Origin of the sequence: Aliamphritea ceti, assembly GCF_024347215.1 — a bacterium.
In the GTDB taxonomy this organism is placed as follows: domain Bacteria; phylum Pseudomonadota; class Gammaproteobacteria; order Pseudomonadales; family Balneatricaceae; genus Amphritea; species Amphritea ceti.
In genome coordinates this window covers 3569811-3590749 of record NZ_AP025282.1, presented here as the reverse complement: position 1 = coordinate 3590749, position 20939 = coordinate 3569811, and the positions used below count along the sequence as shown (strand labels likewise).

Below are 20939 nucleotides of genomic sequence, written 5' to 3'. Positions count from 1 at the left end.
TGAAGGGAGCGTGAATTATGACAACTGATCAATTTGTAACAGCCAATATTACTCCTTTAGATAGTTTAAATACTTTATCACCTATTGAGGTTGCGCGTTTACAGGATCGTAACCAGGCAGGATTATTTCAGTTATTTCGCCAGTGTTGTCTGGCGGTATTGAATTGCGGCAGTGAAGTCGACAGTACCAAGCAGGTATTGGAGATGTATCAGGATTTTGATATTCAGGTCGCGCAAAAGCATCGTGGCATCCAGCTTGAAATTGCGAATGCGCCCGCCAGTGCATTTGTTGATGGCGAAATTATTCAGGGGATTCGGGAAAACCTGTTTTCCGTGGTGCGTGATATTTTATATGTCGGCGATGAAGTCGGACAGGATAATTTACTCACCGAAAGCGTAGCCATTACCAATCAGGTTTTTCAGATTTTACGCCATGCTCAGGCTATTGAGCCGCATATTAAGCCTAATCTTGTTGTTTGCTGGGGCGGGCATTCTATTGGCCGTACTGAGTATGAATATACCAAAAAGGTTGGTTATGAACTGGGGCTGAGAGGCTTTGGTGTGTGTACTGGTTGTGGGCCAGGAGCAATGAAGGGACCTATGAAAGGTGCCACCATTGCACATGCTAAACAGCGTATTAATGATGCTCGCTATGTTGGTATTTCAGAACCGGGAATTATTGCTGCGGAGTCCCCTAATCCGATTGTTAATGAGCTGATTATCATGCCGGACATTGAAAAACGTCTGGAGGCGTTTGTCCGTCTGGGTCACGGGATCATTGTTTTTCCTGGTGGTGCCGGTACAGCAGAAGAAATTCTGTATATGTTGGGCGTATTGCTGCATGAAAAGAATCACAGTATGCCATTGCCACTGATCTTTACTGGTCCTGCTGGAAGTGAGGCGTATTTTGAGACCATCGACCGTTTTGTTCGCCAGACTCTGGGCGATAAAGCTGCTGAGCGATATCAGATTATTGTGGATGATCCGGTTGAGGTCGCCAGTCAGATGAAGGCAGGCCTTGAGCTTGTTACTCAGTATCGAAAAGCGACCAGTGAGTCTTTTCACTTCAACTGGCAGTTGCATATACCTGCTGAGTTCCAACAGCCGTTTGAGCCTACTCACGAGAAAATGGCTGAATTAAACCTCAGCCATGATCAGGAAGATTATCAGCTCGCTTCTAACCTGCGTCGGGCGTTGTCTGGCATAGTTGCCGGTAACGTTAAAGCCCAGGGTATCCAGGAGATCGAAACCCACGGTCCTTTTGAGTTGAGTGGGGATCCTGAAATGATGCGCTCACTTGATGAGTTGCTGGCTTCTTTTGTGGAACAGCGACGCATGAAGATTAATTATCAGGAATATAAGCCTTGTTATCGTATCAAGGTTGGAGATGCTGCTGAGGCTTAAGTTAACAGGGGTTATCCATAAATCTAAAGCGCAGATTTCTGCGCTTTTTTATGAGCGAAATAATTTTAATACTCTGGAACAGTTTTAAGGAGAAAAAGATGCAATGCCATGAAGTAGATTATGAAATTGTTGGTAATTCTATGCCGCTTTTAGAGGTTGAACTGGATCCGGGTGAAACTGTAATCGCTGAAGCGGGCATGATGAATTACATGGAAGATGGTATTGGTTATGAAACCCGTATGGGGGATGGTTCAGACCCTGAAGAAGGACTGATGTCTAAGTTGTTCTCCGCTGGTAAGCGTATGTTGACCGGGGAATCTCTGTTCATGACGCATTTTTCTAATCAGGGTGCCGGTAAACAACGCGTTGCTTTTGCAGCTCCTTATCCAGGGGATATCGTGCCGGTGAATATGGCAGAAATAGGTCAGCGTCTTTATTGTCAGAAAGATGCTTTTTTATGTGCAGCACTTGGCACGCGCCTGTCTGTAGCCTTTTCAAAGAAACTTGGTGCGGGTTTTTTCGGCGGTGAGGGTTTCATTCTGCAAAAGCTGGAAGGCGATGGTATGGCTTTTATTCAGGCCGGCGGTACTGTTGTTCGTAAAGAACTGAATGGTGAGACTCTGCGGGTAGATACGGGTTGCCTGGTTGGCTTTAGCGAAGGTATTTCGTATGACATTGAGCTGACTAAAGGTATGAAGTCGATGTTACTAGGTGGTGAAGGTTTATGGCTGGCGACACTGTCAGGAACCGGAAGTGTCTGGATTCAGAGCTTGCCGTTTTCACGCCTGGCTGACCGGATTATTGCTGCTGCACCTGATTTGGGTGGCAGTCGTCAGGGTGAAAGCTAATCCTGAAGGTTAGCTCTTAGTATTAGTTCTGAAGTTTTGCCCTGATTTAGCCAGCAAAGCATGCTAAACCTCTGTGTGGTTTCGGACTATCTGTCTGTAACCGCACACAAGTTATGACTTTTTTGCTGAATACAGGTATATTTTCGTTTTATTTTTCTCCGGTATTCAGACTCAGAAGTAATGTTACGAAATAAGCTGGTTATTACACTCACGACAGCGCAGGGATCGCGTCAATATACCTTGGGGCAGATTACTAAGTATTTGCTGGCGGTATTTTTAGTTATTTCTGTTTGTAGTTTCTTTGTATCCAACCTGTTATTGGTCAAAACCACTGATCACTTGCTGAATCTGGAAGCAGGCTTCGATACGCTTAGTGTGCAGTATGAAGATACTCTGGGAGCATCGCAGCAGCAGGAAGGGCAGCTAAATCAGCTGTCCCGGTCTCTTTCTCAGCTTCAGGTTGAGAAAAAACAGCTGAAAGAAGAAAACCTGCGAATTGGTGAGTTGAATGCTGTGCTGGATGCGAGCTTATACGGACTAGAAGGTTTACTGGGCTTACCTGCGTCAGATGAAATGACGCCTGAGCGTGCTGGTGAATTGAGCATGCTGATCAGTCAGCGGACGTTTTATCTGAACAGTATTCCGAATGGCTTACCTATTCAGGGCATTCGTATTAGTGGTAAATACGGTATGCGCTGGCACCCGGTTTTAAAGAAACGCTCGATGCATTACGGTATCGACTTTAAAGCGGACAAAGGCACGCCTATATATGCCACTGCTGACGGTGCTGTAGAGTTTGCCGGATACAATAAGCAGAGTGGCTTCGGTAAACTTATTATTTTGCAGCATGGCTTTGGGTTTAAAACCTATTACGCGCATCTTAACAAGATTAAAATTAAGTCCGGGCAGTTCGTTTCGAAAGGACAGCTGATCGGGCTGAGTGGCAATACGGGCCGTTCAACCGGGCCACATTTGCATTATGAAATTCGGCATGTTTTCCGGCCGGTCGACCCTGCACCTTTCGTGGCGTGGGATATGAGTAACTTTGATTCACTGTTTTCTACGGTTAAAGGTATCGAATGGGCTTCCTTAAAAAAGATGTACCCGCTAAATCAAACACTACAAACGGCAAAGCAATAACAATTATTGCTGAAGGCAATAAGTTTAGTGGTGATATGAGTATCGTTGGCAGGATGCACATCGATGGCATGTTCGAAGGGAATATTTCTTCATTGGATAATATTTCTATTGGTAAAAATGGCCACATCCGAGGCGTTGTGAAAGCTAATCAGATTAGCGTTTGTGGATTGGTGGAAGGTGAAGTCTGGTGTGATGAGCTGGAAATTGATCGCGGTGGAAAAGTCTTTGCTACAGTAACTAGCAAGGTCATGGCGATTCATCCGGAAGGAAATTTTGTCGGTGAACGCCGGATGAAAGAAGTGAATACTGCTGAACCATTGCCCCATATGGAATCCGGTATTGAGGCAATTGATTCACTGCCGGACAAAGTGACCCTTAACAGTGATGATGAGCAGGTTTCCAAAGCCTGAACAGGCTGTGATTAAGTAACGGGATGTAGCATGTGTGAACTGCTTGGCATGAGTGCAAATGTGCCGACGGATATTTGTTTTAGTTTTTCTGGCCTGATGCAGCGTGGTGGAGATACCGGGCCGCATCGTGATGGTTGGGGAATCGCTTTTTACGAAGGTAAAGGTTTGCGGGATTTCCATGACCCTGAGCCAAGCTGCGATTCTGAAATCGCGCTACTGATAAAAAATCATCCGATTAAAAGTAAAACTGTTATCAGTCATATTCGTCAGGCGAATGTGGGTGAAACCTGCCTGGAAAATACGCATCCTTTTACTCGCGAGCTCTGGGGGTATATGTGGACGTTTGCACATAACGGCCAGTTAGATGCCAAGTTGTTTGATTTGCCGTTGTCTTTTTATAAACCTGTTGGGACGACAGATAGCGAATATGCTTTTTGCTGGTTGTTGGGTGAAGTGCGTAAAGTGTTTCCTGATCGGCCAGATGATTTTTCTGAACTCAGTGCTTTGATTGCACGATGTGCGGATCAGTTACGCGAGTTGGGCGTATTTAATATGTTACTGACTGAGTCTGAATATTTGTTTGCCTATTGCACGACTAAGCTTGCCTGGATTACCCGTCGAGCACCTTTCGGTAAAGCGAGCCTGACAGATGCTGAGTTAACGGTAAACTTCCGTGAAGAAACCAATACCACAGATGTAGTGACAGTTATAGCGACAGAGCCGCTAACTGATAACGAAGAATGGACGGCGTTAGTAGCAGGGGAAATGATTACCTTCGTCGATGGTGAACCTGTCAAGTTTACCTGAATAGAACCCATTGTGTATTGCTGATGCGCTGATTGAAACTTGTTCTCTCAGCGCATCTTTGTTTATAGCCTTTTCCGGATAGAGCCTTAACGTGAGTCGTCAGTTTCAATCTTTATATCAACGTCTTGATGAATGCCTGATCAGCGATCGATTTAAATTGCGTCAGAAGCTGGGTAATTTAAGTCGCAGAGCTGAGCAGGGGAAGCCTTTCGATAAGCTTTTATCTGATACTGACGCGTTTATTGCAGCGTCAGAGGCTGCAGTTAACGCCCGGGCCTATGACGGTGAAAGTATAATATTTCCGGATTTACCTGTATCGGGTCGCCGGGATGAAATTGCAGAAGCGATTCAAAATAATCAGGTCGTAGTGATTGCGGGTGAAACTGGTTCAGGTAAAACAACTCAGCTGCCTAAGATATGTTTGCAGCTTGGATTAGGTACTAAAGGGCTTATCGGGCATACCCAGCCGCGTCGTCTTGCTGCACGCACGGTTGCTAATCGTATAGCTGAAGAATTAGATTCTTCACTTGGTGCAACGGTTGGTTATCAGGTGCGTTTTACTGAGCAGGTTGCTGAGAATACACAGATAAAACTGATGACCGACGGTATCTTGCTGGCGGAAACTCAGCGTGACCGGTATCTGGAAAAATATCAGGTTCTGATTATTGATGAGGCGCATGAGCGAAGCCTCAATATTGATTTTTTGTTGGGGTATCTGCGGCAAATTTTGCCTAAACGGCCTGATCTCAAAGTTATTATTACGTCGGCGACAATCGATCTGGAGCGCTTTTCTAAGCACTTTAATGATGCGCCTGTGATAGAAGTGTCAGGCCGGACGTATCCTGTCGACGTGTTGTACCGGCCGCTTGAAGATATGCCTGAGTCGGGTGAACGGTCCATTCCGGAAGCGATTGTGCAGGCAGCTCAGGAGCTGCAAGTGCTGGAGCGGCAACAGCAGAAAACGATCCAGGGCGATATTCTGGTGTTTCTGAGTGGTGAACGGGAAATTCGTGAAGCTGCAGAGCATCTGCGCAAAGCTGTGACTGCACAGCGTTTAAAGCATATTGAAGTAATGCCCTTATATGCGCGTCTGAGTGTTGCTGAACAAAATAAAATCTTTCATGGTGGCCGAAGTGCGGGGCGACGGATAGTTTTGGCAACTAACGTGGCTGAAACCTCGTTAACGGTGCCAGGTATTCGCTATGTGATTGATCCTGGCCTGGCGAGAATCAGTCGTTACAGTTACCGCTCAAAGGTTCAGCGTCTTCCGATAGAACCTGTTTCTCAGGCAAGTGCAAACCAGCGAAAAGGGCGTTGTGGTCGGGTTGCTGAAGGTGTCTGTATTCGCCTTTATTCGGAGGATGATTTTAATAGTCGTTCTGAGTTTACAGATGCTGAAATTCGTCGGACAAATCTTGCGGCTGTTATCTTACAGATGCTTACGTTACGTCTCGGCAGTATCGATGCATTTCCGTTTATTGACCCGCCGGACTCCCGGTTTATTAATGATGGCTTTAAGCTGCTTCAGGAGCTAGGGGCTGTTGATGAAAAGCGTAAGATTACATCTCTGGGTTGGCAGATAAGTAAACTGCCTATCGATCCTCGAATCGCCCGAATGGTTGTTGCTGCAGTTAAAGAAGGTTGCTTAAGAGAAATGCTGGTTATTGCCAGTGCTCTGACGATTCAGGACCCCCGTGAGCGTCCGTTCGATAAACAACAAGCTGCAGATGAGAAGCATCGACAGTATGCGGATAAAGATTCTGACTTCGTGACGCTGGTTAATCTTTGGGCACTGTTTGAAGAGCAGCGTCAGGAGTTGAGCCAGAATCAGCTGCGTAAGTACTGTCAAAAGCATTTTTTGTCTTATAACAGGATGCGTGAGTGGCGTGATGTACATCGCCAGTTACATTTGATTTGTAAATCTCTGGAGTACAAAGAAGCGAACTCTGACGCAGGATATGATCGTTTACATCGGGCGTTGCTATCCGGCTTGTTAGGCAATATCGGTTTTAAGCAAGAAAATAAAGAATATCTTGGCGCCCGCAATCGTCGGTTTTATGTCTTTCCCGGATCGGGGTTATATAAGTCGGCGCCAAAATGGATTATGGCAGCTGAGGTTGTTGAAACCACAAAGCTCTATGCGCGTATGGTGGCAAAAATAGATCCGCTTTGGGCAGAGCCTCTTGCGGGCCATCTGGTTAAACGCAACTACTTTGAGCCCCATTGGGAGAAAAAACGCGCTCAGGTTATCGCTCAGGAACAGGTCAGTTTGTATGGGCTGGTTATTGTGCCAAAGCGGAATGTAGATTTTGGTAATGTCGATCCACTTGTCAGCCATGACATATTTATACGTTCAGCATTAGTAGAAGGGCAGTTCCACACTCAGGGTAAGTTTTTTGATCATAATCGCCGCTTGTTGACAAGTGTTGAAAGCTTAGAGGCGAAATCACGGCGAAAAGATTTGCTGGTGGATGAGGATACCCTTTGTGATTTTTATACGGCCAGAATGGCAAAGCACAAAGGTGACAATGTTGTTAACGGTGCAGGCTTTGAAAAGTGGCGAAAAACAGTCGAAAAAGCTGATGAGAAAGTTTTATTCCTGACGGAAGAAGATATTCTGCAAAGAAGTACCGAGCATGTAAATGCGCGACAGTATCCTGAGATGCTGAAGGTCTCCGGAGCCCCTCTGAAGCTTAGTTATCATTTTGAACCCGGTGCAGTCGATGATGGTGTGTCGGTGAATGTTCCGTTGGTGTTGCTGAATCAAATCCCTTTGCAGCGGCTGGACTGGCTAGTGCCGGGTATGCTGAAAGATAAGTGCGTTGCGTTACTTAAAGGTCTGCCAAAGCAGATACGGAAAAACTATGTACCGATTCCTGATTATGTAGATGCATTCATGCAGTCGGCGAGTTTTGGTGAAGGCAAGTTAGAAGAGGCCTTAGCACATCAGATGCTGCGTATGACCGGTGTTCGTTTGGATCCACTGCTGCTCGAAGCGGTGGAGCTGGAAGCGCATCAAAGGGTGAATATTAAGTTGTTAGGGGATAAGGGCAAAGTCATTGCTCAAAATCGTGACTGGCAGTTTCTGAGTGAGCAGTACGGCGAACAGGCTGAAACAGCACTGATCAGTGAGGCCGATGAGACCTGGGGGAGGAAAGGTATCACACGCTGGGATTTTGGTGATTTACCTGAATCCGTGATGTTAAAGCAGGCAGGTGGTATAGAGGTAGAGTTATATCCTGCGCTAATTGATCGTAAAGATTCTGTCGAGCTGGCAGTAGTCGAAGACCGTCAGGAAGCATTAGTGCTGACGCGGCAAGGTGTTATCAGGCTGGCCTGGCTGAATATGTCATCACATCTTCGACAGGTGAAAGCTAAGTTAGTTAAATTTGAAGAATCTGCGCTTTTGTTCGCTAAAGTTCAGCGCAAAGAGTCATTAAGGGAAGATATCTTACTACTGGCTATCGAGGCATGTTGTTTTGCAGATAGAGATATTCCACGTACAGAAGCTTCATTTCTGCAGAGTTTAAGTAAAGCTGATGTATCTTTTGTGAAAACAGCACAGCAGGTAGCTGAAGCAGTTCATGGGATACATCATTTTTATCATCGTATAAATAAGCAGCTTAGTGGTAAGTTAGATCTCAGAGTTGTGAATATCTTAAATGACATCAAGTTACAGTTAGCAGACTTGCTGCATACTGGTTATTTATCTTCTGCAGGCTGGCAACGATTGCAGGAGTATCCACGCTATTTGCAAGCTATTGAGCTGCGATTAGAAAAATATATGCGTGAGCTGCCCCGGCAAAGAATGCTTAGTGATCAGTTGGTTGCGTATATGCAGGGGGTTCAGAAACGCCAGAAAGAGCTTCAGCAGCAACGGCGTAGTGCAGTCGAGTTAATCGAATTTCGTTGGTTGTTAGAAGAGTATCGTGTGTCGCTGTTTGCACAGCAATTAGGTACAAAGCAGCCAGTCTCAGAAAAAAGACTTAAACAGGCCTGGCAAGCGCTGGTTGAGTCGTAACTCTGCCTGTATGGGGATAGTAGCTTTCAGGCCGGTAAAACCCTGACAAATAAAGGGCGAAATAGTTGCAGAAGGTTGTCGTGTATGCTGTAATGCGTCCAATTTATTAGACTAAACATTCATTTTGAGTTCATATTTAGATAATTAGTTAGTTGTTATTAGTAAGGCTAATCAAATCATAAGAAATAAAAGTTATTGTAAATAAATAACTTTTAAAGCTTAAAAAAAGTATGGCTAAATGATGAAAGTCACCAATATATGAAAGAAATTGCTTTCATATGTTTGAAATAATTTTATTTTATAGTATTTTTTAGTGAGCGATGCGTTCGGAATATCTGTGATGTGGACATTCCAAGCACATTAAAGCTAAAAAAATTAAAGTTAACCGCTTTGGTTAACAAAAAAGTTTAACTACTAGTACGTTAAATATTAAAGGGGAAATTGTTGATGAAAAAGTCAATCATCGCTCTGGCTGTTGCTGGCGCTCTGACTGCTCCACTGGCTCAAGCTGACGCTACACTGTACGGCAAGTTCGAAATGCGTTTAGTGGATGCAAAAAACAAGAACACTGAAATTCAGTCGGATGATTTCCGTCTGGGTGTTAAAGGCAGTGTTGACACTGGTATGGAAGGTGTTGAAGGTATTTTCGGTTACGAAACTGAAATCAACCCTGACGGCGATAACTCTTACACTTCTGCAACTGACAGCACTCCTGCTCAGAGCCTGAATGCTCGTAAAGCATTTGTTGGTATGAAAGGTGACTTCGGTACAGTTAAAGTAGGTCGTTTCGCTAACCCTGCTGAAGCTGTTGTAGCAAAAGTTGGTAACTGGTCAGAAAGTGCGACTGGTTTCACACACGATCTGAATCCAGATTTCATCGGTTCTGCTATCTCTTACCAGACTCCAGATCTGAACGGTTTTGACGCATACGTTGCTATCGTAGCTGAAGGTTCTCCAACTGGTTCTACTGCAACTGCAGTTCAGCAGTCTCAAAACGATGTAGATTCTACTATCGTTGGTGGTAACTACAACGGCGGCGGTTTCTCTGTATCTGCAGCATACTGGGAAGTTGCTAACGAATACGTAGATGGTGCTAACACTGCAGCAGCTGGTACATCTGGTGATCGTTCGTACACAGGTATTTCCGGTTCTTACGACTTCGGTGGCATGGTAAATGTTGCTCTGGGTTACCAGGACTACGAAAGCGGTACTTCTGCTACTACTCAAGCTGGCGATGTTGAAACTACAAGCCTGTTGGTTTCTAAGTCTTTCGACAACGTAACTGTTTGGGCTAACTACCACGATTACGATTACGCTGTTTCTGCTTCTACTGGTCAGTGGAAGAACGAATTCGGTATCGGTGCTGCTTACTTCATGGGCGATACTTACATTGATGTTGAATACATCGATGCAAGCGGTGAAGCGAACCAGGCTGACAACGACGTTCTGTCTCTGGGCTACACAATCAACTTCTAATTCTATTAAAAGTTGAGAAAAAAGGCTCCTTCGGGGGCCTTTTTTGCGTCTGTAGGAAAGATAAAGTCTTTGAAGGCTTCTGTGTCGAATCAAGCCTAGTTATAATGCGCGTGTAATCAGATTGAAGAACACGGGAGTTCTTACTAGTGAAATTTGCATCAGCTGCTTTGATTTTAAGTGTTTTGTTCTCAGGTCTTGTTTCTGCGCAGGATGAGTCTGTAGTAGAGATATCCAGTGAAGGTCAGTATGTATCGGATCCCTGGGAAGGCTTTAATCGTGCGATGTTCTCGTTTAATGATGGTTTAGATACTTATGCGCTGAAGCCACTGGCTAAAGGCTATCAGGCGGTTACACCAGATGTAGTTGAAACTGGTGTGAATAATTTCTTTGGCAACCTATCAGATGTGAATAGTACATTAAATGCTTTATTGCAAGGGAAGGGCGAAGCTGCAGTGGAGAGCTTCCTGCGTTTCACATTTAATACAACGATAGGCATAGGTGGTGTATTTGATGTAGCTACCCCTATGGGATTGCCTAAGCATGAAGAAGACTTTGGCCAGACATTCGCTGCCTGGGGAGTAGGACCAGGTCCTTATGTAGTATTGCCTTTATTTGGTCCTTCTACAGTGCGTGACGGTGTAGGTTTGATTCCAGACGCATTGGTCGATCCGGTTAATGAAGTTGATCATATTCGCACACGTAATTCACTTATTGGTTTGAGAATTATTGATTCTCGTGCGCAGTTGTTTGCTGCTGAAGAATTATTAACAGGCGATGACCGTTATGTTGCTGTGCGAGATGCCTATCTGCAGCGTCGGGAGTATCAGGTGAATGATGGCGAAATCGAAGCTGATTACGACAACGATTTTTAATTCGTAGATAGACATATACTCTGCAGCTCTAAGAGCTGCAGGATAGCATTGAGCATCCAGGGCGCGTTCGTGCCCACTCTGGCCGCTTTTCGGCGTATTTCTCAAACTGAGGCTGCTCATCGTATGGGTTTTGCAGCAGTGCCTGCATTGTGTGTAGCATGCTTAGATCTCCTTCGGTCGCTTTGTCTGAGACCATTTGTGCAAGGTAGTTTCTAAGTACGTATTTTGGATTGATCTGATTCATAAGTTGGTGACGTTCGCTGTCTTGTAATTCCTCATAAATGCAAACTTCTTTGTATTTAAGTAGCCAGGTTTCTAGTGTCTGAATATATGCGGCGTCAATTTGTTCACTTACATAAAATGCATTTTTTAAGCTGATTAGTTGTTGGTCAATGTGAATATCTAGTGCAGTATTTGCTAGCTCCCGATAAAAAATAGTCATGTCGGTTTCAATAAGAGTTAATAGGTTTTCTAGTTCGCTTATAAGTATTTCTTTCTGACTACTAAATGATGTATTTAAACCAAGTTTTTGGCACATCATCTGGTAATAGGCGGTTTTATATTCTTCTGAATAGTTATTAAGTATTTCTTCCAGTGACTTTGCATCTTCGATTAACGGATAAATGGCATTGGCTAGTTGATAGAGATTCCAGAGTGATATTTGCGCTTGATTCCCGAAGCGATAGCGTCTGTTTTGAGCGTCAGTTGTATTGGGTGTCCAGTTTGGATCATAGTTATCCAGCCAGCCGTAAGGCCCGTAGTCAATTGTCTGACCTAAGATTGACATATTATCTGTATTCATAACTCCGTGTACGAAGCCAACTCGCTGCCAGTGAACGATCATTTCGAGTGTTTTCTGGCATACTTCTTTAAACCATTTTAGATATGTTGTTTTATCTGGCGAGCTAAGGTGCGGAAAGTCATTAGCTATGGTGTAGTCAGTAAAAGTCTTCAGTAAGGTTATATCATTTCTTGAGGAAAATAACTGAAACTGTCCAAAGCGGGTGAAAGATCTGGCGACCCGGCAAACGATTGCGCCAGGTTCCTGCTGAGGGTTACCGTTGTAAAACATATCTCTGGTAACAGATTCACCAGTAAGAGAAAGGCTAAGTGCGCGAGTAGTAGGTACTCCGAGATGATGCATTGCTTCACTGCAGAGAAACTCTCTTACAGAAGAACGTAACACTGCAAGGCCGTCTGCGCGCCTGGAGTAGGGCGTCACGCCAGAGCCTTTTAGTTGCAATGTATAAAAGCTGTCGCCGGCTATCACTTCACCTAAATTAATGGCTCTGCCGTCCCTTAGCTGCCCGGCCCAGTTGCCAAACTGATGGCCACCGTAGCACATTGCATATGGCTGCATGCCAGATAGCATCTTGTTGTCGGTAAATATATCCGCAAATTCCGAATCATCAAGTAATTTGCTTGCAGTGCAATCTATATTAAGGAGCTTAAGAACACTGGAAGAAATGGCTAATGTTTTAGGTGACCGCACTCGTGTTGGCTGAACCAGTGAGAAGCAGGCTGACTAGACTTGTCTGCAATAATTATCAGTAATCGGATCTGCTGGTAGTTGTTCTGTAAAACGATTGCTGAAGTTTAGGTTCTGTAAAGATGAGGTCATTAGCTTTCGTCAGATAATAAAAAACGGTCTGAGTATGATACTACAGACCGTTTTCTAATTATCTGAGTTCCTATTAGCTTTGATGTTACCCTTTTACAAATAGGTAACGCTGCCACCAGTTGTTGGCGGTTAACAGGGCTTTGATAATACTTTGCTCCAGTTGATTTCCATAGCGGATGTCAGGAGTGTTCTGATCAAGAGATGGTAGTGCAATCGTGAATTTTTGCTTTTGACTTAAATAATAGTCTGCATAGTTGTCTGTTGTGCTAAGGCTCTCGATGACAGGAAAAACCGGCAGTTGAGGGCATAGGTAAAACAAAAGCCAGCTTGCGGCTGCAATCTGATTCGTACCGCCAAATATGTTGCTGGCGGCTTCATTTACAAGGTTGATTGCTATTTCCTGGCGCTGAGGGTGAGTCATATCATCATATTCATTCCAGTTGTCCTGTAAATTGCTCTGAATGAATATGGCAACCGCTTCACTTGTTCTGTCTGTTATTGGAGCTAAGGGCTTTAGTTCGTAGCTGGTCAGTAGCATTTCAAGATCGGCTGTAGCAATGGCTAATTGCTTTTCTGGCCATTGCTGACGTGCAGCTTGTTCAATGCATCCATAAAATATGCTGAGCAGTCCGTTGCCGCTGCTGCGGGTATCTGTATCCAGAATAGCTTGGTGCCAGTTGCTGGTAGCTGCTTCAAAGGCGCTGTCATGTTTCATAGTAGGTCTGCACGTCAGAATTATGTAGATACTTAAATATAAAAATTGGCAGTCTTTTGAGTTAGCGCCAGTCTGTGAGTAAAGCTAGTACCAATTTGGATGTGTAAGGTTTTTTATGTGGGTTTTTTTCTATTGTATGAGGGAAAAATCGTTATAAATTATAGTTTTATTTTCTATATTTCTTTTTGGAATTAATTATTGTTTTTTATTCTTTTGAAATATAAGTGGTCTGGTTCATACTGGTTCCATCAAAGCTACACAGCTGGCCCCATTCTTTGGTTCTGGGGTCATAACTAAGAGGCAACGGGTATGTTAGCGCACAGAGCAAGTCAGCCACAGGCAGTAAACTCAACATCTGATCAACAAGGTAAGATCAGAATTGTATTGAAGCAGCCAAAGCAGACGATGTGTAAGATGCCGGCTAAGCCCAAGGAAGAGCAGAAGCCTACATATGATTTTGTAGGGATTGCAGGATAAATTCTTCTTTAATAAAAAAGCCCCGAAATATCGGGGCTTTTTTGTACGTGTAACTAACCTTAATCATCTTCGCGCTCAGCGAGTGGAACGATGAGCATTGGAATGCGTGAGTGACTTAATACTTTTTTGGCGACGCTGCCAAGGAAGGTATGTAGCATGCCTTTCTCGTGTGTACCCATCACTATCAAATCGACGCTAAGTTCTTTGGCGGTTTTGATGATGGTTTCGGCTGGATATGCTTCCACTATATCAATCGATTTAATTTGTTTACGTACTTCGGTTTCATCCGGGTGCAAGGAATCCCAAAAGTGATCCTGGCGAGCGTGGAGCTTATCGGTAGCGTTGTGAACACGTTCCTGCAATAGATCGTGGCGGCTTTTATTATCCATCACGTAGGTTTGCAGAGTGATTTTTGCGTCACTGGATAGTTTTTCCACAACATGCAGGATATGAATATCAGCACCTGTTTGCTTTGCCAAATAAGTTGCTTGCTCGAAAGCAGCGGTAGAGCTTTTGGAAAGGTCAGTGCTGTAAAGAATCTTACGAACTTTAGGTAGCATGGCGGTTCTTCCTGTTTATTGGCTGTAACAGCCGGCAGTAGCTGCCGGCTGAGTATTTCTGGCGGACGGAAACTAGCTGGGAGGCTAGTAGCCAAATGCCCGCGGCAGGAATAGTGCAATCTCAGGGAAGAAGGCAATTATGAATACCGCAATGGTAGACATTGCTGCGAATGGCAGCGCTTTAACAGTTACTTCTTCCAATGAAATATTTGATATACCTGATGCCACGAACAAATTCTCACCCAAGGGAGGAGTTGAGAAGCCGATCGACAGACTACATACCATGACGATACCAAAGTGAATTGGATCGATACCCAAGTTATAGGTAACAGGTAATAGTACTGGTGTCAGAATCATAATGGCTGCCAGAGTTTCCATAAACATACCTACAAACAGCAGGAATGCGATAATCAGGAACCAAATGATGTACAGGTTATCTGTCAGGCTAAGCATAGATTCTGCAACAATGGCTGGAATCTGATTTTCTACCAGTAGGCGTCCAAATACTGTCGCTGTAAACAGGATCAGTAATACCCGGCCGGATAACCATGTGGTGGTTTCCAATGAGCGGAACAGATCTTGCCAGCTAAGTTCTTTGTGGATGAAGACACCGACAAACAACGTGTAGAAGATGGCTACGATTGCTGATTCCGTTGGTGTGAAGAAACCAGAGTAAATACCACCCAAAATTACCAGCGGCGCCATGATAGACCAGAAGCCCGTGCGGAAAGCTTCGAGGATATGTTTGATATCCCAGCCGCCTTCAGTGCCCATGTAACCTGCTTTCTTACAGCGGAAGTAGTTCATGGTCAGGATGCAGACAGACATTACAACGCCAGGTAAGAAACCGGCAATGAATAGCTTACTGATTGAAACGCTCTGGAATTCACCGTGAACAGCGATAGCTTCTGGTGGAACGGTCAGGCCAATAGCTGAGATACCGAAAATTACCATCGGGATAGATGGTGGAATAACGATTCCTAAACCACCTGAAGATGCGGTAATAGCAGATGCGTAGCCTTTATCGTAGCCACGTTTAACCATGGCCGGAATCATCAGCATGCCTACTGCAGCTGTAGTTGCCGGGCCTGAGCCTGAAATTGCACCAAAGAACATACAAGCAAGAACAGCAGCGGCTGAAATGCCGCCTGTTACTGGGCCTGCAAAGCTTTCAGCCAAATTTACGAGGCGTTTTGAGATGCCTGCCGCTTCCATCAGTGCACCCGCAAGGATGAACGAGGGTAATGCCATCAGCGGGAAAGAGCCAACTGAGGTAAAGGCGATCTGGACAAATTTAATTGGGTTTTGATCGAGGTATAAAAATGACGCTAACGCAGCCACACCGAGTGATACGGTAACTGGCGCGCCCATCACTAAAAGGACCAAAAATGATCCGAATAATATGAGTACTATTGAGGTTTCTGCCATGATCAGCTCCTGGGATTAAACGGCGCTTTTATTATTTTTGTCGTCTTCGTCGATATCGTGATCGATTAATTCATCCAATTCCTGAGAATCAGGGTCACGTATATCGATGCCTTTAACCAGCTTGAAGTAGTTAACCTGGATTACCCTAAAGGTCATCAGGGCGAAGGCAATTGGCAGAATGATGTAAACGTACTTCATTGGTATACCGAGAGTCTGCGATTTCCAGAACAGGTTCATCTTGTTGAAGACGAAATCATAGGACAGGTATACGAAATAGGCGTTAAAGCATATCCAGATGAAATCGGTAATGACTTCCAGTATGGGGGGTAAAAACGCCGGCATCAGTTTGTATTGAAAGGTTACACGGTTGTGCGCGGCAAGCTTTGCAGCGTAGCTGGCACCGAAAAATACAAACCAGACAAACATGTAAACAGAAAGTTCTTCGGTCCAGGAAAATGAATAACCAAAAAACTGGCGTGAAATGATCTGCATAAACAACAGAGAGACAAAGATTGTCAGCAATGTGCGGCAGATGTAGCTCTCGATATTATCGAGAAAGTGTATGAATTTGCTGCCCATGGGAGGTACTCCGGTATAAGTATATGCCCCAAAGGGGCATATACGTTAGTGAGAAATCTACGGTAGTTAAACCTTAGATTTCTGCACGACCCAGAGAACGCAGCAGAGCGTTAACTTTCTCTTTGCCGCCAACACTCTCGTAGAACTTAGGCCATACAGCGTCTTGAGCTTTCTTAGCCCATTCAGCTTCGTCCTGCAGAGTATCGATCTGCATGCCGTACTTGTTAACCAGCTCGTCTTTGATAACGGCTTCCTGGTCTTTCAGCCACTGCAGGCTGTAAGCAGTTGCTTCAGTACCGGCTTCCAGAATAGCTTTCTGAGTAGCTTCATCCTGATCCTGGTACAGAGACTCAGAAACAATCAGAGGCTCAAGCAGGAACAAGTAGTGCAGGTCAGAGATGTACTTCTGAACTTCACCGAACTTCATCGCATAGATAGTCGTGTAAGGAGTATCCTGACCGTCTACTACGCCTTGCTGAAGAGCTGTGAATGTTTCAGACCAAGCCATTGGAGTAGGGTTGTTGCCCCAAGACTTGTAAGTGTCGATCATGATTTCGTTTTTAGGTACACGTACAACGATGCCATCCAGATCAGCCAGCTTCTGGATAGGACGCTTAGAGTTACTCAGTACACGGAAACCTGAGTAAGTCCAACCAACAATACGAACACCAGCATCACGAATAGTGTTGTCTACCAGCTCAGCACCGATTGGGCCAGATACAACGCTTACCGCCTGGTCCAGGTTTTCGAAGATGTAAGGCAGAGACAAAATGCCCAGAGTTGGAGAGAAAGGACCGATGTTGTTACTTGCAACGATGGAGAAATCCAGTGTGCCCAGGGCAGCGTCGTTTACAGTATCCTGCTCGGAACCCAGCTGACCGTTCAGGAACAGCTTAGCTGTGTGATCAGTTTTCGCTTCCAGAGATTCGATGAATTTCAGACCTAAAGCTTCTTGAGCACTTCCGCCACCATCACCTACTGCGATGTTCCAGTTAGCAGCTAATGTGCTGGCAGAAAACAGCAAGCCAGCAGTCAGGGATAGTACTGTAGTGATCTTATTCTTATGCTTCATAAGTAACTCCTGATTTTTGTTATTGCACTTGTTCTGAGACAAGTGTTGAGCCATGTGATCCGTAGCCGAATCGACTTAGAGTCAGAGAGATTAATACCACACGGGTGATTAATAACAACTTTCTGTAAGCCATTATCACTCGGCGAAACCTGTTTTTACGTCTGATAACAAGCAGTAATCAAACGTCAGAATCTCAATGTGACAATGACATACATAGTTAACCCATGGATGTTTGTTTTTTAGGGCCAGCCGAGCAACCCATATGGGACCAGTCCTAAAGTGACCCTATTCTGCTTATAGAAGAATGGGTTACCGGTTAATACTATAGCCTTGATTCCCAATGCAAAATATTAAATTTCCAATTTTATTTTCATAAGTTATTGATCATTCATATATATACGACTTCCGGGTGAAACCTCAGGTAGTGTTTTCTTTGGCTTTCAGGGGCGTATTTTTCAGTTACTTGTGGTTTAAGTGAAAAATCGACAAATTTATTCATCCGGCAGTTTGTTTGTTATGATGTCACCCGGTTAAGGGTGAAAGGTTGTTTATGAAACAAGGGCATAAAGAAAATATGGAAAGCGAAAACCTGCGTATAGGTAAGCAGATAAGGGATTTGCGCAAGGCAAAGGGGATCACTCTGACGACCATGGCAGAGAAGATAGAACGCTCTGTTGGATACGTTAGTCAGGTAGAAAGGGGTGTTTCAGCTTTGCCTATTCCGGTTTTACAAGCCATCAGTGAAATTCTCGATGTACAGATTAGCTGGTTCTTTCATGCCGATCGTGAAGCGCCAATGGATGAACTGGATTATGTCGTCAGGCAGCATAACCGGCGCAGTTTGAACTTTGCCGGTACAGGGATGCGCGAAGAGTTATTATCACCGACCCTAAGCGGTCAGTTGCAGATGGTGCTTTCGACTTTAGAACCAGGATCTGGTCGGCAGGCATCCCGTCGTCGAAAGAGTGAAGAGGCCGGATTTGTCCTTTCGGGGAACCTTGAACTGGGAATTGGTGAAAAAGTGTTCCATCTTGGAGTTGGTGACAGCTTTGCGCTGACCGGTGATGAGCCCCATTGGCTGCGAAATATGTCTGATGATGAAGAAGTCGTGATTGTCTGGACATTGGCAGGGGCTAACTATTAATAGAGTTGGTCAGACTGCATGTTCTGATTTGTGGCGCTGATTTCTTTATTTGAAGTATGTGCCTTTTGATGACTACCTACTTTTTAACTGTTTTTTTTCTGCCTTTTTTTCGCTGTCTATCTTACTTCTTCGGTATACCAGCAAGCTGTATACCGAAGTTTTTCATTTAGAACCACGTTTATGTTGTATTCCTCATGATAGCTATATGAATTAAGACACTTTTGATCATTGGGGCGGCTGTGTAAGTCTTAACCTGTATTTATAGTTACTCTTGGTAGCTATAGCCGTTTTCCACTTCTTCTCTTCTCTTCTCTTCTCTTCTCAGGTTTCACGTTTCAGGTTTTCGTAAGCATTTGCGTAAGTGTATTCGTAAGAGTGTGTCCGTCAATTACATTTCATATTTGATGTTGGTTTCCCATAATATTTTCCCTTACGTGTAATTTTATAAATTAAAATGCTTTGACATAAAAAAATACCGAGTGTATATATATAAATGAAATTTTAATAAATAATTTCATTTTGCTTATGTGTTACTTCACGGCAGAGTGAAAACGGTCTTGATGAGGTTGTGATGAAGATACTGGTCGCGATAAAGCGGGTTGTTGATGCGAACGTAAAGGTTCGTGTGAAACCGGATAATTCTGCTGTGGATCTTACCAATGTAAAGATGGCGGTTAATCCATTTTGTGAAATCGCGATTGAGGAAGCTGTACGTCTCAAAGAAAAAGGCATTGCCAGTGAAGTTGTTGTAGTGAGTGCCGGCACTAAAGATTGCCAGGAGCAGTTACGTACAGGTTTGGCGCTGGGCGCGGACCGTGCTTTACAGATTGAGTCAGATGCTGAAATTGAGCCATTAGCAATCGCTAAATTATTAGCAGCACTGGTTGAGAAAGAGCAGCCAGGTATTGTGTTAATGGGTAAGCAGTCAATTGATGGCGAAAATAACCAGACAGGTCAGATGCTGGCGGCTCTGACTAATATGACGCAGGGGACTTTTGCATCTGAAATTGAAGTGTCTGGTGAAGAGCTGCTGGTTACCCGTGAAGTTGATGGCGGTCTGCAGAAAATCGGCTTGAAGCTACCGGCGGTTGTCACGACTGACTTACGTCTGAACGAACCTCGCTATGCGTCATTGCCAAATATTATGAAAGCTAAGCGTAAGCCTTTAGAGACCATCACACCGGATGAGCTTGGCGTTGATGTATCCCCACGTCTGACGACGCTGGAAGTAACAATGCCGGAGGAACGTAAGGCTGGTATTAAAGTTGCGAACGTAGGTGAATTGGTTGAAAAGTTAACTGCTGAAGCAGGAGTACTGTAATGACTATTTTGGTAATTGCTGAACACGATAACCAGCAACTAAATGTTGCAACTCTTAATAGTGTACGTGCTGCAGATGAGCTAAAGCAGGCAGGTGCAGGTGATTTACACTTGTTAGTAGCAGGAAGTGACTGTTCTGCCGTTAGTGCTGAAGCAGCTGTTGTTGCCGGTGTAGATAAAGTAATAGCTATGGATTCTGCCGCGCTGGCTCAGCAGTTGGCAGAAAACCTTGCGCCAGCTGTCGTATCACTTGTTCAGGCTGCCGGTTATTCGCATGTCGTTGCAGCTTCCACAACTATGGCAAAGAATGTTCTGCCACGCATTGCTGCTTTGCTGGATGTTGCTCAGGTTTCCGACATTATTGAAGTATGCGCTGCTGATACTTTTATTCGTCCTATTTATGCGGGTAATGCGCTGGCTAAAGTACAAAGCAGTGATGCAGTAAAAATTGTTTCAGTTCGTATGACCGCATTTGAAGCCGTTACTGCTACAGGTAATCAGGCTGAGGTTCAAAATCTGGATCAGGCATCTGATCAGGGCGTATCCCGTTTTATCTCTGAAGAGAAGAGCAGTTCTGAGCGTCCTGAACTCGCTTCTGCCCGGGTAATCATCTCTGGTGGCCGGGGCATGCAAAGCGGCGATAACTTTCCATTACTGGGAAAGGTTGCCGACAAGATTGGTGCGGCTGTTGGTGCTTCCCGTGCAGCGGTTGATGCCGGCTTTGTCTCGAATGATTACCAGGTTGGTCAGACAGGCAAAATTGTTGCACCGGAACTGTATATCGCAGTCGGTATCTCCGGAGCGATTCAGCATCTGGCAGGCATGAAAGACTCAAAAGTAATTGTTGCTATTAATAAGGACGATGAAGCACCGATCTTTAATGTTGCGGATTACGGTCTGGTAGCAGATTTGTTCGAAGCATTACCTGAGCTGGAACAAAAGCTTTAACCCGTTTCTCTAAAGCACCCCTTAGCCTGCAGCCATGCTGCAGGCAATTTTTTGTGCAGAGAACATCTGATGTTGTGTATGTAAAAGCTGCTGGCAAG

At 44.6% G+C, this 20939-nt stretch carries 17 protein-coding genes; 11 read left to right on the top strand and 6 right to left on the bottom strand.

Annotated features, from left to right (window positions below):
- Positions 1-17 precede the first annotated feature (17 nt).
- From ppnN to OCU49_RS16415, 8 genes are all read left to right on the top strand, one after another.
- A complete protein-coding gene (ppnN, locus tag OCU49_RS16450) occupies positions 18-1403 on the top strand; it encodes a nucleotide 5'-monophosphate nucleosidase PpnN (protein ID WP_261841641.1) in 1386 nt (461 codons plus the stop codon).
- A 98-nt stretch (positions 1404-1501) separates the two neighbouring features.
- Positions 1502-2251, top strand: a complete 750-nt coding sequence (locus OCU49_RS16445) for a TIGR00266 family protein (protein WP_261841640.1) — start codon at positions 1502-1504, stop codon at positions 2249-2251.
- 180 nt (positions 2252-2431) lie between these two features.
- Positions 2432-3391, top strand: coding sequence for a M23 family metallopeptidase (locus OCU49_RS16440; RefSeq protein ID WP_261841639.1), 960 nt, complete (start codon positions 2432-2434; stop codon positions 3389-3391).
- Entirely contained in the window at positions 3331-3801 is a 471-nt protein-coding gene (locus tag OCU49_RS16435; RefSeq protein ID WP_261841638.1) for a bactofilin family protein, read from the top strand. Before OCU49_RS16440 ends, OCU49_RS16435 begins: the two co-directional genes overlap by 61 nt.
- A 30-nt stretch (positions 3802-3831) precedes the next feature.
- On the top strand, positions 3832-4608 hold the full coding sequence (locus tag OCU49_RS16430) for a class II glutamine amidotransferase (RefSeq protein ID WP_261841637.1): 777 nt from the start codon (positions 3832-3834) through the stop codon (positions 4606-4608).
- 91 nt (positions 4609-4699) lie between these two features.
- The gene (gene hrpA, locus OCU49_RS16425) at positions 4700-8629 is read left to right on the top strand and encodes an ATP-dependent RNA helicase HrpA (protein WP_261841636.1); all 3930 of its coding nucleotides are present in this window, start codon (positions 4700-4702) and stop codon (positions 8627-8629) included.
- Between the two features lie 447 nt (positions 8630-9076).
- Positions 9077-10105 (top strand): porin, encoded by a 1029-nt coding sequence (locus OCU49_RS16420; protein ID WP_261841635.1) that lies wholly within the window; start codon positions 9077-9079, stop codon positions 10103-10105.
- 146 nt (positions 10106-10251) lie between these two features.
- Positions 10252-10977, top strand: a complete 726-nt coding sequence (locus OCU49_RS16415) for an MlaA family lipoprotein (RefSeq protein ID WP_261841634.1) — start codon at positions 10252-10254, stop codon at positions 10975-10977.
- A gap of 28 nt (positions 10978-11005) precedes the next feature.
- Here the strand turns inward: OCU49_RS16415 and OCU49_RS16410 are convergent, their stop codons facing one another.
- The 6 genes from OCU49_RS16410 to OCU49_RS16385 all read right to left on the bottom strand — a co-directional run bounded on the left by OCU49_RS16410 (position 11006) and on the right by OCU49_RS16385 (position 17429).
- Positions 11006-12487 carry a protein adenylyltransferase SelO gene (locus tag OCU49_RS16410; RefSeq protein WP_261845250.1) on the bottom strand — a complete coding sequence of 494 codons (1482 nt, stop codon included), beginning with the start codon at positions 12485-12487 and terminating at the stop codon, positions 11006-11008.
- Between the two features lie 196 nt (positions 12488-12683).
- Positions 12684-13313 carry a hypothetical protein gene (locus OCU49_RS16405; protein WP_261841633.1) on the bottom strand — a complete coding sequence of 210 codons (630 nt, stop codon included), beginning with the start codon at positions 13311-13313 and terminating at the stop codon, positions 12684-12686.
- A gap of 536 nt (positions 13314-13849) precedes the next feature.
- Positions 13850-14350 (bottom strand): universal stress protein, encoded by a 501-nt coding sequence (locus OCU49_RS16400; protein WP_261841632.1) that lies wholly within the window; start codon positions 14348-14350, stop codon positions 13850-13852.
- 84 nt (positions 14351-14434) lie between these two features.
- On the bottom strand, positions 14435-15778 hold the full coding sequence (locus OCU49_RS16395; protein ID WP_261841631.1) for a TRAP transporter large permease: 1344 nt from the start codon (positions 15776-15778) through the stop codon (positions 14435-14437).
- Positions 15779-15793: 15 nt separating this feature from the next.
- Positions 15794-16357, bottom strand: a complete 564-nt coding sequence (locus OCU49_RS16390) for a TRAP transporter small permease (protein WP_261841630.1) — start codon at positions 16355-16357, stop codon at positions 15794-15796.
- A gap of 73 nt (positions 16358-16430) precedes the next feature.
- Positions 16431-17429, bottom strand: coding sequence for a TRAP transporter substrate-binding protein (locus OCU49_RS16385; RefSeq protein WP_261841629.1), 999 nt, complete (start codon positions 17427-17429; stop codon positions 16431-16433).
- A 550-nt stretch (positions 17430-17979) separates the two neighbouring features.
- On the opposite strand from OCU49_RS16385, the gene OCU49_RS16380 reads away from it, so the two are divergent.
- The 3 genes from OCU49_RS16380 (at position 17980) to OCU49_RS16370 (ending at position 20841) form a co-directional block, all read left to right on the top strand.
- The gene (locus OCU49_RS16380) at positions 17980-18573 is read left to right on the top strand and encodes a helix-turn-helix domain-containing protein (RefSeq protein ID WP_261841628.1); all 594 of its coding nucleotides are present in this window, start codon (positions 17980-17982) and stop codon (positions 18571-18573) included.
- Positions 18574-19144: 571 nt separating this feature from the next.
- Positions 19145-19894, top strand: a complete 750-nt coding sequence (locus OCU49_RS16375) for an electron transfer flavoprotein subunit beta/FixA family protein (protein WP_261841627.1) — start codon at positions 19145-19147, stop codon at positions 19892-19894.
- The gene (locus tag OCU49_RS16370) at positions 19894-20841 is read left to right on the top strand and encodes an electron transfer flavoprotein subunit alpha/FixB family protein (RefSeq protein WP_261841626.1); all 948 of its coding nucleotides are present in this window, start codon (positions 19894-19896) and stop codon (positions 20839-20841) included. The genes OCU49_RS16375 and OCU49_RS16370 overlap by 1 nt, the downstream gene beginning before the upstream one ends.
- Positions 20842-20939: the final 98 nt, after the last annotated feature.